The organism is Dyella sp. PARNA 12/25 (assembly GCF_055702865.1).
In genome coordinates this window covers 351848-364602 of the sequence record NZ_JBVQCI010000004.1, presented here as the reverse complement: position 1 = coordinate 364602, position 12755 = coordinate 351848, and the positions used below count along the sequence as shown (strand labels likewise).

Genomic DNA, 12755 nt, shown 5'->3' with positions numbered 1-12755 from the left:
GAAAAGTAACCCAAAGAAAACGGCCTCCAGAGCGGGGCTGCGGTAGCGTCGTGATTAATACAAGCCTTGGCGGCCGCGAAGCCCTGGATCGTCACGATCGCCCGACACGCGGTACGGCTACACCTCAACGCGCCAATGCGGAGAGGACTTAAACCTTCGGTTCGTTCCGTGCCGCATTGGGGTGCCCGGCTTTCCTGTAGGAGCGCACTCGTGCGCGACCGCAGCATTGCACTCTCGCCAAGAGAGTGCGGCACACACCAAACACTCCCCCATGAGGTACGCCAACGCGCTGCGGTCGCGCGCCAGCGCGCTCCTACAGGGCGGCGTTGGTTCTAGGCTTTTCGCTCTTGACCTCCGGGCCCCCTGTGCGGCAGTGAGGGGTGGACGATCAGGCCCGCAGGGGGATCGGCACGGATGCCGATCCCTTTTCGACAGGACAAGGAAGCCCCCTTCGAAAAGCCCGGCCGCCCCTCACGGACTGGCCGGCTTCATCGGCCAGCGCCAAGTGGGGGGTGCTCTTTCTTTTGGTTACTTTTGACGCGAAGCTAATCCCCGTGGGACTTTGGGCAAGCAAAGAAAAGTGACCCGGACCGCGGAATCGCCTCATCTCGTCGACCAAGCCCGCAACAGCTCCAGCCCCCACCCCGTCAAAATTTTACGCGTTCTATACGCCCCCCTCGGGATTTTGTACCCCTTTCTTATGGTCCGGTCCCGACAATTTGCACCGTTGAATCACACGGTGAGTCGGCACACATGGATGCCATCTATCTTTTGTTCTCGTTCGTGCTTTTCGCGGCCGCGCTTGGCTTTCTGCTGATTTGCGACCGTCTCGGGCGACGCCCCTGACTGCCTGATGTCGCCGCCCCAGGCGACCCCTAAGCATTCCCCAGGCTCACGCCTGCTCTCGGGAGATCTACCCATGAACGCCATCTATTTCGTGGCTGCCGTGATCGCGGTGGCCTTGACGGGCTACCTGTGCGTGGCCCTGCTCAAGCCGGAGTGGTTCGAATGACCACCTTTGACTTCTTCCAGGTCGTGCTTTACCTGGCCGTGCTGCTGGTGCTGATCAAGCCCGTCGGCGATTACATGGCTTTGGCTTTTGCCGAAACACCTAACCGTGTGACTCGCTTCGGTGCGCCGGTGGAGCGTCTGCTCTACAGCCTGTCCGGCATTCATGCCGACGAGCAGATGGGGTGGCGTCGCTATGCCATCGCCATGCTGGTGTTCAACATGGTCGGGTTTGTGGCCGTGTACGTGTTGCAGCGCGTACAGCACTGGTTGCCACTCAATCCGCAGCACTTCGATAACCTGTCGCCGGATCTGGCGATGAACACCGCCATCAGTTTCATCAGCAACACCAACTGGCAGGCCTACGGTGGCGAAAACACCATGAGCTACCTGACCCAGATGGCGGGCCTGGCGGTGCAGAACTTCCTGTCGGCGGCCACGGGCATAGCCGTGTTGCTGGCGGTGGTGCGGGGGTTTACGCGCCGTAGCGCCAACAGCGTGGGCAACTTCTGGGTCGATATGACGCGCAGCACGCTCTATGTGCTGCTGCCGTTCTCGCTGGTGATTGCGTTGCTGCTCTCCTCGCAGGGCGTGGTGCAGAACTTCAAGGCGTATGTGGATGTTCCTTTGATGAAGCACACCACGGCGGTGGAAACCGTGAAGGACGCCGCAGGCAATCCGGTGAAGGACGCTGCTGGCAAGGACGTAACCAAGGAGTCGGTGGTCACCACACAGACTCTGCCGATGGGGCCGGCCGCTTCGCAGATCGCGATCAAGCAGCTGGGCACCAATGGCGGCGGCTTCTTCAATGCCAACTCGGCGCATCCGTATGAGAATCCGACGCCTTTCAGCAACTTCATCGAGATGCTGGCGATCTTCCTTATTCCTGGCGGACTTTGCGTCACCTTCGGCAGCATGGTGGGAGACCGTCGCCAGGGCTGGGCGATCCTCGCCACCATGCTGCTGATCTTTGTGCCGCTCGCTTACGGTGCCATCGCCGCCGAACAGGCCGGTAACCCGGCGCTGCATGGCCTGGCCGTGGATCAGCAGGCCTCGGCACTGCAGTCCGGCGGCAACATGGAAGGCAAGGAAACGCGCTTTGGTATCGCTGCCAGCGGACTGTTTGCCACCGTCACCACCGCAGCCTCGTGTGGCGCAGTGAACAGCGCGCACGACTCCATGACACCGCTGGGTGGCCTGGTGCCGATGTGGCTGATGCAGCTGGGCGAAGTGATCTTCGGCGGTGTGGGTTCGGGTCTGTACGGCATGCTCGCCTTCGCGGTGGTGGCGGTCTTCATCGCCGGACTGATGGTGGGTCGTACGCCGGAATACCTCGGCAAGAAAATCGAAGCGCACGAAATGAAGATGGCGAGCCTCGCCGTGCTGGTGCCGTGTGCGCTGGTCGTGATCTGCACGGCCATCGCGGTGGCGACGCCAGCGGGTGCGGCGGGCGTAGGCAATCCGGGTGCGCACAGCTTCAGCGAAATCCTGTACGCCGTCTCTTCTGCATCAAACAACAACGGCAGTGCGTTTGGCGGGCTGTCGGCCAACACCCCATTCTGGAACGTGCTGCTGGCCATCTGCATGTACCTGTCGCGCTTCTTGCTCGCCATCGCGATGTTGGCCATGGCCGGTTCGCTCGCCGCCAAGCGTCACGTACCGCCGTCGGCTGGCACCTTGCCAACGCACACGCCGCTGTTCGTCACGCTGCTTGCCTGCGTGGTGATCGTGGTCGGCGCGCTTACCTTCCTGCCCGCGCTTGCGCTGGGACCGATCGCCGAATTCCTGATGTCGGTCCGCTAACCAGGCTCCATGGGATAACGATTCATGACGACTACACATACTCATGTTCATGCGGTGCGTACCTTTGATCGCCCGCTGATCCTCAAGGCCATCGCGGACTCGTTCCGCAAGCTCTCGCCACGTCAGCAGGTTCGCAACCCGGTGATGTTCGTGGTGTTCGTGTGCAGCGTGCTCACCACCCTGTTGTGGGTGCAGGCGCTGGCCGGGCATGGCGAGGCGCCAACGGCGTTCATTCTTTGGGTGACCATATGGCTATGGTTCACGCTGTTGTTCGCCAACTTCGCCGAGGCATTGGCGGAAGGTCGCGGCAAGGCACAGGCTGCCGCACTGCGCAGCTCACGCAAGGACGTGGTGGCCAAGCGCCTCGCAGCTCCTTACCGCGACGCGGCGGTTACCTTCACGCCGTCGTCGGAACTGCGCGTGGGTCATCACGTGCTGGTGGATGCCGGTGAACTGGTTCCGGGTGACGGCGAAGTCGTGGTGGGCGCGGCCAGCGTCGACGAAAGCGCCATCACGGGTGAATCTGCACCGGTGATCCGCGAATCCGGTGGTGATCGCAGTGCAGTCACCGGTGGCACACGCGTGCTGTCGGACTGGCTGGTGGTGCGCATCACCAGCAACCCGGGTGAGAGTTTCCTGGATCGCATGATTGCGATGGTAGAAGGCGCCTCGCGCCGCAAGACGCCCAACGAAATCGCGCTGACCATCCTGCTGGCGAAGTTCACCCTGATTTTCTTGTTGGCCTGCGCCACGTTGCTGCCGTACTCAATCTACAGCGTGCAGGTGGCCGGTTCGGGCAACCCCATCACCCTCACCGTGCTGGTGGCGCTGCTGGTGTGCCTGATTCCCACCACCATCGGCGGTCTGCTTTCCGCCATCGGTATTGCCGGCATGGATCGGATGATCCGCGCGAATGTCATCGCCACCTCGGGCCGTGCAGTGGAAGCGGCGGGCGACGTGGACGTGCTGCTGCTCGACAAGACCGGCACGATCACCCTGGGCAATCGCCAGGCCGTCGCCTTCCTGCCTGCACCGGGCGTGGAAGAAGCACGTCTCGCCGATGCCGCGCAGCTCGCTTCGCTGGCGGATGAAACGCCCGAAGGTCGCAGCGTGGTGGTCCTCGCCAAGGAGCGTTTCGGCTTGCGCGAACGCCAGCTCGAAGAAGGTCACGCCGAGTTCGTGCCGTTCACCGCGCAGACCCGCATGAGCGGTGTGAACATCGGTGATCGCACGATCCGCAAGGGTGCGCTCGACGCGGTGGAACGCTATCTTGAAGGCAACGGTAGCCATCTCCCGCCGCTGGTGAAGCGCATGGCTGAAGACATCGCCCGTCGTGGTGCGACGCCGCTGATCGTCACCGAAGGTGCTACCGCGCTGGGTGTGATCGAACTGAAGGACATCGTGAAGGGTGGCATCCGCGAGCGCTTCGCCGAAATGCGCCGCATGGGTATCAAGACCATCATGATCACCGGTGACAACCCGCTCACCGCCGCCGCGATTGCCGCGGAAGCCGGTGTGGACGATTTCCTTGCCGAGGCGACGCCGGAAGCCAAGCTCAAGCTCATTCGCAAGATCCAGGCCGAGAACCGTCTGGTGGCGATGTGCGGTGACGGCACCAACGACGCCCCCGCGCTGGCCCAGGCCGACGTGGCGGTGGCAATGAACACCGGTACGCAGGCGGCGAAAGAAGCCGGCAACATGGTTGATCTCGACTCCAACCCGACCAAGCTGATCGAGGTGGTGGAGATTGGCAAGCAGATGTTGATCACGCGCGGCTCGCTGACCACCTTCTCCATTGCCAACGATATCGCCAAGTACTTCGCGATCATTCCGGCCGCATTCGCCACCACGTATCCAGCGCTCAACGCGCTCAATGTGATGAAGCTGGCCACGCCGCAGAGCGCCATTCTCTCGGCGGTGATCTTCAACGCGCTGATCATCATCTTCCTGATTCCGCTCGCGCTGAAGGGTGTGAAGTACCGGGCACTGGGTGCAGGTGCGCTGCTGCGCCGCAATCTGCTCGTCTACGGCCTGGGCGGCATCGCGGTGCCGTTCATCGGTATCAAGGTGATCGACATGTTGCTGGTCCTTTTCGGACTGGCCTAAAGCGAGGTTGGCACCATGCAGACACTCAAGCTTTCCGTTTCACTGCCTGACGACACGCACCCGGATATGGAGCTGCGACTATCGGCCAATGACGGCGCGTGCGATCTCGTGATTGCGTTGCCCATGCAAAACCGCCCCCGCATGCAGCCCTCGGAAACCGAGCTGCCAAAGGGTGAGCAGGATGATTACGTACTCGGCGGTTACGCCGGCATCTGACAGCGATGCCGTCGGCATCGTCAGATCTCTTCAACAACCAAGAAAAGGACGGCCTGCCCCGGGCCGGTGTTCAGGAACACTATGATTTCCAAGAAGGTACTTTCGTTCGCGTTGTTGCTTGCCCTTGCTCCGTTTGGTGAGTCGCTGGCCGCGACGAACGACGCCGTTGCCAGCACGGATGTGGCGGCCGCCAATGAACTCGATGGCGGCGCGCCATCGGCCCCACCGGGGTCTAGCTCGGACTGCTCACAAGGCTTCTTCTCGCGCTTTGCCGCGGCTTATCGTGAAGACGCACAGCCGGCCGATCCGAACGCGCCGGCGCCGGCCCGCCGCGCCATGGATGCACCGCTCAACTCGCCGCCGTTCCCCAGCTCGGAATGGCAGCTGGGTGGCGTTTCGGCACCGATCGGCGTGCCGAACAGTTACGGCCAGTACCCGCTGCAGAAGGCACTGTCCTGCACCAAGCTCGGCAAGTGGATGGAGCGCAACCGCATCGAGATGAACGGCTGGATCAATCCGTCGATCAACGCGAGCTCGTCCAGTTTCAGCAACTACCCGCTGTCGTACGCCACGCGTCCGAATCGTGTGGAGTTCGATCAGTTCGTCTTCAACATCACCCGTGTGGAAGACACCGTGCAGACGGATCATGTGGATTGGGGTTTCAATATCTCTGTCCTGTATGGCTACGACTACCACTACACGGTCACCAAGGGCGTATTCAGCAACCAGCTGCTGAATAACCCAAGATCGGATAGCGCGCTGCAGGGCAAAACGTACGGCGTCGATCCGATGCTGTTCTACTACGACCTGTACATTCCGTCGGTCGCCGAGGGTATGGTGATTCGCTTTGGCCGTTACCTGTCGCTGCCGGATATCGAGGCGCAGTTCGCGCCGCAAAACTACCTTGTGACGCATTCGATCCTGTACACGGTCGATCCCTATACCCAGACCGGCATCATGACGACCACCAAGCTCAACAGCCAGTGGACGTTCCAGATCGGCATCAACGCCAGCAACGACACCGCGCCGTGGAACGGTTCAGCGCGGCCCTCGTTGCAAACCTGCGTACGTTGGGTGTCCAAAGACAACAACGACATGCTTTACCCCTGCATCAACAACTTCAACAAGTCCGACTACAACTACAACAACATCCAGATGTACGTGATGACCTGGGGCCATCGCTTTAATGATCGCGTGCACATGCAGACCGAGGCGTACCGCATCTACGGTCGCAACATTCCGGGCTTTGGTCCGGGCGGCACGCCGGGCGTAGTGGGCTCCTCGCCGGAGCCGGGTACGGCGGGCGCTTTCGGCATCGTCAACTACCTGAACTTCGAGCTCAACCCGAGCAACATGATGACGTTCCGCAACGAGTACTACGACGACATGAAGGGCCAGCGCACCGGTTTTGCAACGCGCTACAGCAGCCACACGCTGGGCCTCACGCATTGGGTGTCGCCGGATCTGGAGATCCGCCCGGAACTTCGTTACGAGCATTCCTACGACGTGAACGCCTATGACGCTGGCAAGAAGAATTACCAGCTCATTGGCCTCGTCGACGCGATTCTTCATTACTGAGGTCTAGATCATGAGCAGGCTTTTGCGCAATGCGGTGGTGCTACTGGTGCTGATGACGGTCATCACCGGCATCATCTATCCACTGGCCGTTACCGGGTTGGCCCAGGCCATGTTTCCGTCGCAGGCGAACGGTAGCCTGGTGGTGAACAACGGCAAGGCGGTCGGCTCCACCTTGATCGGCCAGTCGTTCACCGACCCCAAGTACTTCTGGGGTCGCCCTTCGGCCACCACGCCGCAGCCCAACAACGGTGCGTCGTCCACGCCGTCGAACCTGGGCCCGACCAACCCGGCGCTCACGGATGCGGTGAAACAGCGCATCGATGCACTGCATGCCGCTGATCCGGGCAACAACGCGCCGGTACCGGTGGATCTGGTGACGGCCTCGGGCAGCGGCCTGGATCCGGAAATCTCGCTGGCCGCGGCTGCCTATCAGGTGCCTCGCGTGGCCAAGGCGCGCGGGCTGAGCGAGTCGCAGGTGCAGGCCATGGTGACCGTGGCTACTACGGGTCGCCAGTTCGGCATGCTGGGCGAGCCACGGGTGAACGTGCTCAAGCTCAATATGGCATTGGATGGCCATTAAGCAGCGCTAAAATGATGTAACGGGCGGCCGGGCAGCGGGCGGGGTAACCGTCCGCAGCCCGGTCGCGCAGTCGTTCTGCCGGCTGCTCTCAGGCATAACCTGGTCAACATTTCAGCTCACTAAGGGACTCCATGTCCGAACCCTCCCGCGAAGCACGCGCCGATGCCTTGCTTGACTCGGTGCAGGAAGAGCGCAGCCGCCGACTGAAGATCTTTCTCGGCGCAGCGCCGGGCGTGGGCAAAACCTACGCCATGCTGTCGGCCGCGCGCGAATTGAAGCGGCAGGGCATCGATGTCGTCATCGGTCTGGTGGAAACCCATGGCCGCGCTGAAACAGCTGCGCTGCTCGAAGGGCTGGAGCAGTTGCCACGGCGCAAGGTGAACTATAAGGGTCGCGACTTCACGGAGTTCGACTTGGATGCCGCCTTGTTGCGTCGACCCGGCGTGATCCTGGTGGATGAACTGGCGCATACCAATCTTCCGGGTGGTCGCCACGACCGACGTTGGCAGGATATCGATGAGCTGCTCGATGCAGGCATCGAGGTGTACACCGCGCTCAATGTGCAGCATCTGGAAAGCCTTAATGACCAAGTGCGGCGCATCACCAACGTCACCGTGCGTGAAACCGTGCCTGATGCGTTCCTTGATCGCGCGCGCGACATCGTGCTGGTCGACCTGCCCCCACGTGAACTGATCCAGCGCCTCAAGCAGGGCAAGGTTTACGTTCCCGAAACGGCCGCCGCCGCGCTCGATGCCTTCTTCTCACCGACCAATCTCGTCGCCTTGCGCGAGCTGGCGGTGGATACAGTGGCTGGTCACGTCGATAGCGATCTGCGCGAGCACATGCTGGCGCGTGGTGGCGTTATGCCGGTGCGCCGTCGCGTGCTGGCGGCCATTGATGGTCATTCGCAGAGTGAGTATCTGGTGCGCGTGGCGCGGCGCATTGCCGAGCGACGCGGTGCACCGTGGAGCGTCGCTTTCGTCGATACGGGAGCGACGCTGGACAAGGCGCGTCGCGAGCGGCTGGATTCCGCCATGCGTCTGGCGCGTCGCCTGGGTGGGGACGCCGTGGTCTTGCGCGGCCATGCCATCGCCGACGAGCTGATTGCCCATGCGGACCGCGAAGGCATTGGTCAGATCATCCTCGGCCGTACGCGCGAACGCTTGCTGGCACGCATGGTGGGGCGCTCACTCACGCAGCTGCTGCTGCGTCGTGGCGCGCATCTGGAACTGACCATCATCGCCACGCCTGCCGAGCGCGCCAAGTCGCGTTTGCGCCTGCGCATGCCGGGCGGACGTGGGCGGCGTGGCGAATACATCTATGCCACGCTGGCGACGCTGGTGGGCTTCGTGCTGGCGTTCATCGCCGATCGTTATCTTTCGGTCGCGAACCTCTCGCTGATCTTTCTTACCGTCGTGCTGATCGTGGCGGTGCGCACGCGCATGGCGGTGGCGGTGTACACGGCCATCCTGTGTTTCCTTGGTTACAACTTCTTCTTTGCGCCACCGCGTTACACCCTGGCTATTGCCAGCTTCGACGATGTGCTGGCGGTATGTCTGTTCCTGGTGGCTGCGTTGGTGTGCAGCCGCCTCGCCACCCGGTTGGCCAGTCAGGTGGAATCGCTGCGCACCGCGCATACCAATGCACGCGCCTTGCTGTCATTGGGTCAGCGTTTGTCCACCAGCACGGATGCCGCCGGCATTCGAAAAGTGGGTGCCGCCGCGCTGGCGCACGTGATGCGTTGCGATACCGCCATCCTTGCCCGCGACGCGAGTCAGGTGTTGCGCGTGGTGGCTTCATCGCCGCGTGACTTTCCCATGACGACGCAGGATCTCGGTGCTGCAGCGTGGAGTGAGGATCACGCTGAACAGGCGGGCCGCTACACGGATACGCTCAATGCGGCGCCCTGCTGGGTGTTGCCGCTGGGCAGCGACGATAACCATCTCGGCGTGGCGGCGATGCGTTTCCCGCCGGGGCAGGGCGAGCCCGCGCCCGATGAGCGCAGTCTCGCGCTGGCCATGGTGCAGGACATCGGGCAGGCGTTGCAGCGAGCGCGACTGGCCGAGGAACTAGAAGGCGCACGCGTGCAGGGCGAAACCGAACGGTTGCGCAATGCGTTGCTGTCGTCCGTGTCGCATGACCTGCGCTCGCCGCTGGCTTCGATGATCGGCTCGGCCGGCACGCTGTCCAGCTATGGTGATCAGCTGCCAGCCGAAGAACGTCGCGAATTGCTCGAGGCCATTCTCGGCGAAGGGCAGCGGCTCGATCGTTACATCCAGAATCTGCTGGATATGACACGTCTGGGCCATGGCACGCTCAAGCTCAATCGCGACTGGACCGATGTGGCGGAAATTGTCGCCGCGTCCACGACTCGTCTGCGCAAGCTGTTCCCCGATCTCAAGCTCGATACCGTCCTGCCGCAAGGCACCTTGCTGCTCTACGTGCATCCAGCACTGATCGAGCAGGCGCTTTTCAATATTCTGGAAAATGCCGCGCGCTTCTCGCCGCCGAATGAACCGGTGCGCGTGGTGGTGCGCCCCAAAGGCGAACAGGTGCAGATCGACGTTACCGACCGTGGCCCCGGCATACCGGAAGACGAGCGTGCCCGCATCTTCGACATGTTCTATTCCGTATCGCGCGGCGACCGAGCGCCGCAAGGTACAGGTCTGGGGCTGGCCATCTGCCGGGGCATGATTGGTGCCCATGGCGGCAGCGTGGAAGCCTTGCCTGGCGATGGCGTAGGTACCACCATTCGCATCACCTTGCCCTTGCCGGCGCCACCTGACCACAACGCATGAGTGCCGCTACGCCCTGCGTACTCGTCATCGACGACGAGGCGCAGATCCGCAAGTTCCTCGACATTGGCCTCCGCGCTGAGGGCTACGAAGTATTGCTGGCCGCCAATGCAGCGGAAGGGTTGGCCATGGCTGCGACACGTTCGCCCGATCTGGTCATTCTCGATATTGGCCTGCCCGATCGCGAGGGTCACGAAGTGCTGACGGAGCTGCGCCAGTGGAGCCATGTGCCCGTGGTCATGCTTTCCGTGCGCGATGCGGAAAGCGAAAAGGTGAAGGCGCTTGACGCCGGCGCCAATGACTACGTGACCAAGCCCTTTGGCATTCAGGAATTGATGGCACGGCTACGCGCCCTGCTACGTAGCCGGCCCAATGAGCCCGAAGCACCGCAACGCTATGACGATGGTCATCTGGTCATTGATCTCGCGCGTAGAGAAGTAACGCTGGAAGGTGCTTTACTGGCGCTTACTCGCAAGGAGTACGCGGTACTCGTCATGCTGCTGCGACATGCCGGTCGTGTTGTCACCCAACAGCAGTTGCTGCGCGATATCTGGGGTGCCACGCATACCCATGACACCCACTATCTGCGCATCGTCGTGGGCAAGTTACGCCAGAAACTGGGTGATGATCCTGCAACACCCCGTTGGCTCAAGACAGAGCCGGGCGTGGGTTACCGCTTTATCAGCGGTAGCTGACTCGCAGACGTAGCCCCTCATCGGCGCCAAGTCCACGAATGGACTTCACCATTCGGAGCGCACCAAGCCACACGTTGTTTGGCGGAGCGTTTGTCTCCGTCATGCGTCATGGTGACGCTGGATGTCGCAACGAAGCGGCGTGGATGGCCGACATGAAGTTGTAAGTAATGGACCGGTTCAGTGAAGGCGTCTTAGAGGGCGTTGATCTCGATCAATCAGCGCCATTCTCCGCGTCAGTTAACATCAGCTACATGTGTAGGCGAATGGATGGCCACACTCTCAGCGCCGACTCCCAGGTTCCTTAGCGGAACAATACGGCGCCTTCGCCCTGGCCTTTGATCCACGCATCCATGCGCACGCGTGGAAAGCTCGCGTCTTTCCCCTTCCCGTAAAGCGGCGAACTTCGCCACACCCCGTTGATTGGCGTCAGAACGCCCCCTCAAACGCTCGCCTAGGCTGCCTTTACCCCCGCCCAAGGAAGGCGAGGTGTGCCCGCTGGTCGTCAGTCATGGACGTATGGCCGGTCGTACATCAAAGGAGTCCGTTGTGAGCAAGCGTGAACCCGTTGTCCCTCTACGCAGGGGCGTTGTCGTCAAGGATTGGCGCCCCGAAGACGAGGCGTTCTGGGATGCTCAGGGGCGCCGCACGGCGAGCCGCAACCTGATCATCTCGATTCCCGCGTTGCTGTTGGCTTTTGTGGTTTGGCAGATGTTCTCTGCCGTTTCCGTGAGCTTGTCGCAAGTCGGCTTCCGCTTTACGACGGATCAGCTCTTCTGGCTGACCGCATTGCCAGGTCTATCTGGCGCTACGTTGCGCATCTTCTACTCGTTCGTCGTGCCGCTGTTTGGTGGCAGGCGTTGGACGGCCATCTCGACCGCATCGCTGTTGATTCCCGCCATTTGGCTCGGTATTGCCGTACAGAATCCAGCGACGCCTTATTGGCACTTCATGGCAATCGCAACGCTTTGTGGATTCGGCGGCGCCAACTTCGCCTCGTCGATGTCCAATATCTCGTTCTTCTATCCAAAGTCCAAGCAGGGTGCAGCACTTGGCCTGAATGCGGGTTTGGGCAATCTAGGCGTGTCGACCACACAGTTCGTCATCCCAATGGTGATCGGCATGGGCCTCTTCGGCGCCATCGCCGGCGCGCCGCAGCAGGCGGCCGACGGTCACACCTTGTATCTGCAGAACGCAGGTTTTGTCTGGGTTCCTTTCATTGCTATTTCCACGATCGCTGCATGGTTCGGCATGAATGATCTGACGGCAGCAAAGTCGTCATTCTCTGCGCAGGCAACCATCTTCCAGCGCAAGCACAACTGGCTGATGTGCTGGTTGTATCTGGGCACCTTCGGTTCATTCATCGGCCTGTCGGCGGGTTTCCCGATGCTGATCAAGACGCAGTTTCCCGGCGTAAGCGCCATGAGCTACGCGTTCCTTGGGCCGCTGGTCGGCGCCTTGGCGCGCCCCGTCGGCGGCTGGATGGCTGACCGCCTTGGTGGCGCCATGCTGACCTTCTGGGTGTTTGTGTTCATGGTCGCCGGCGTGTTTGGCGTGTTGCATTTCCTGCCTCACGGCGGCGTCGGTGGCAATTTCCAGGGCTTCCTCTCCTGCTTTCTCGTGCTGTTCGTCATGACGGGCATCGGCAATGCGTCCACCTTCCGCATGATTCCGGTGATCTTCCGTACCTGGCACGAGCGCCTCGCTGCCGCGTCGGCAGGTCGTATCACCACGGAGCAATCGCTTCGTCAGGCCAGCGTGGAATCGGCTGCGACCATCGGTTTCAGCTCCGCCATTGGCGCTTACGGCGGCTTCTTTATTCCCAAGAGCTACGGCAGCTCCATTGCGCTGACTGGTGGTCCGGAGATGGCCTTGTACGGCTTCATCGGCTTCTACATCACCTGCTTGCTGATTACGTGGTGGTTCTACTTCCGCCGCGGTGCCGAGATCCGCTGCTGAAGCAATACGGGTTGCCCA

At 61.8% G+C, this 12755-nt stretch carries 9 protein-coding genes; all 9 read left to right on the top strand.

Annotation, left to right across the window (positions count from 1 at the left end):
* Positions 1-919: 919 nt before the first annotated feature.
* The 9 genes from kdpF (at position 920) to AC0GUR_RS11790 (ending at position 12737) form a co-directional block, all read left to right on the top strand.
* Positions 920-1012 (top strand): K(+)-transporting ATPase subunit F, encoded by a 93-nt coding sequence (gene kdpF, locus AC0GUR_RS11830; protein ID WP_472877674.1) that lies wholly within the window; start codon positions 920-922, stop codon positions 1010-1012.
* Complete coding sequence (gene kdpA, locus AC0GUR_RS11825) at positions 1009-2811, top strand: potassium-transporting ATPase subunit KdpA (protein ID WP_472877673.1); 1803 nt, start codon at positions 1009-1011, stop codon at positions 2809-2811. Before kdpF ends, kdpA begins: the two co-directional genes overlap by 4 nt.
* A 24-nt stretch (positions 2812-2835) precedes the next feature.
* The gene (kdpB, locus tag AC0GUR_RS11820) at positions 2836-4917 is read left to right on the top strand and encodes a potassium-transporting ATPase subunit KdpB (RefSeq protein ID WP_472877672.1); all 2082 of its coding nucleotides are present in this window, start codon (positions 2836-2838) and stop codon (positions 4915-4917) included.
* 15 nt (positions 4918-4932) lie between these two features.
* A complete protein-coding gene (locus tag AC0GUR_RS11815) occupies positions 4933-5133 on the top strand; it encodes a hypothetical protein (RefSeq protein WP_472877671.1) in 201 nt (66 codons plus the stop codon).
* An 81-nt stretch (positions 5134-5214) separates the two neighbouring features.
* A complete protein-coding gene (locus AC0GUR_RS11810) occupies positions 5215-6711 on the top strand; it encodes an outer membrane beta-barrel protein (protein ID WP_472877670.1) in 1497 nt (498 codons plus the stop codon).
* 10 nt (positions 6712-6721) lie between these two features.
* Positions 6722-7291, top strand: a complete 570-nt coding sequence (kdpC, locus tag AC0GUR_RS11805; RefSeq protein ID WP_472877669.1) for a potassium-transporting ATPase subunit KdpC — start codon at positions 6722-6724, stop codon at positions 7289-7291.
* Between the two features lie 131 nt (positions 7292-7422).
* Entirely contained in the window at positions 7423-10089 is a 2667-nt protein-coding gene (locus AC0GUR_RS11800; protein WP_472877668.1) for an ATP-binding protein, read from the top strand.
* Complete coding sequence (locus AC0GUR_RS11795) at positions 10086-10781, top strand: response regulator (protein WP_472877667.1); 696 nt, start codon at positions 10086-10088, stop codon at positions 10779-10781. Before AC0GUR_RS11800 ends, AC0GUR_RS11795 begins: the two co-directional genes overlap by 4 nt.
* 546 nt (positions 10782-11327) lie before the next feature.
* Complete coding sequence (locus AC0GUR_RS11790; protein WP_472877666.1) at positions 11328-12737, top strand: NarK family nitrate/nitrite MFS transporter; 1410 nt, start codon at positions 11328-11330, stop codon at positions 12735-12737.
* The last annotated feature ends 18 nt before the right edge of the window (positions 12738-12755 follow it).

What these genes read in the sequence shown, in the direction of transcription:
- AC0GUR_RS11800 (WP_472877668.1), top strand. Translation starts at nt 7,423, where the DNA reads ATGTCCGAACCCTCCCGCGAAGCACGCGCCGATGCCTTGCTTGACTCG.
- kdpA (WP_472877673.1), top strand. Translation starts at nt 1,009, where the DNA reads ATGACCACCTTTGACTTCTTCCAGGTCGTGCTTTACCTGGCCGTGCTG.
- AC0GUR_RS11795 (WP_472877667.1), top strand. Translation starts at nt 10,086, where the DNA reads ATGAGTGCCGCTACGCCCTGCGTACTCGTCATCGACGACGAGGCGCAG.
- AC0GUR_RS11810 (WP_472877670.1), top strand. Translation starts at nt 5,215, where the DNA reads ATGATTTCCAAGAAGGTACTTTCGTTCGCGTTGTTGCTTGCCCTTGCT.
- AC0GUR_RS11815 (WP_472877671.1), top strand. Translation starts at nt 4,933, where the DNA reads ATGCAGACACTCAAGCTTTCCGTTTCACTGCCTGACGACACGCACCCG.
- kdpB (WP_472877672.1), top strand. Translation starts at nt 2,836, where the DNA reads ATGACGACTACACATACTCATGTTCATGCGGTGCGTACCTTTGATCGC.
- kdpC (WP_472877669.1), top strand. Translation starts at nt 6,722, where the DNA reads ATGAGCAGGCTTTTGCGCAATGCGGTGGTGCTACTGGTGCTGATGACG.
- kdpF (WP_472877674.1), top strand. Translation starts at nt 920, where the DNA reads ATGAACGCCATCTATTTCGTGGCTGCCGTGATCGCGGTGGCCTTGACG.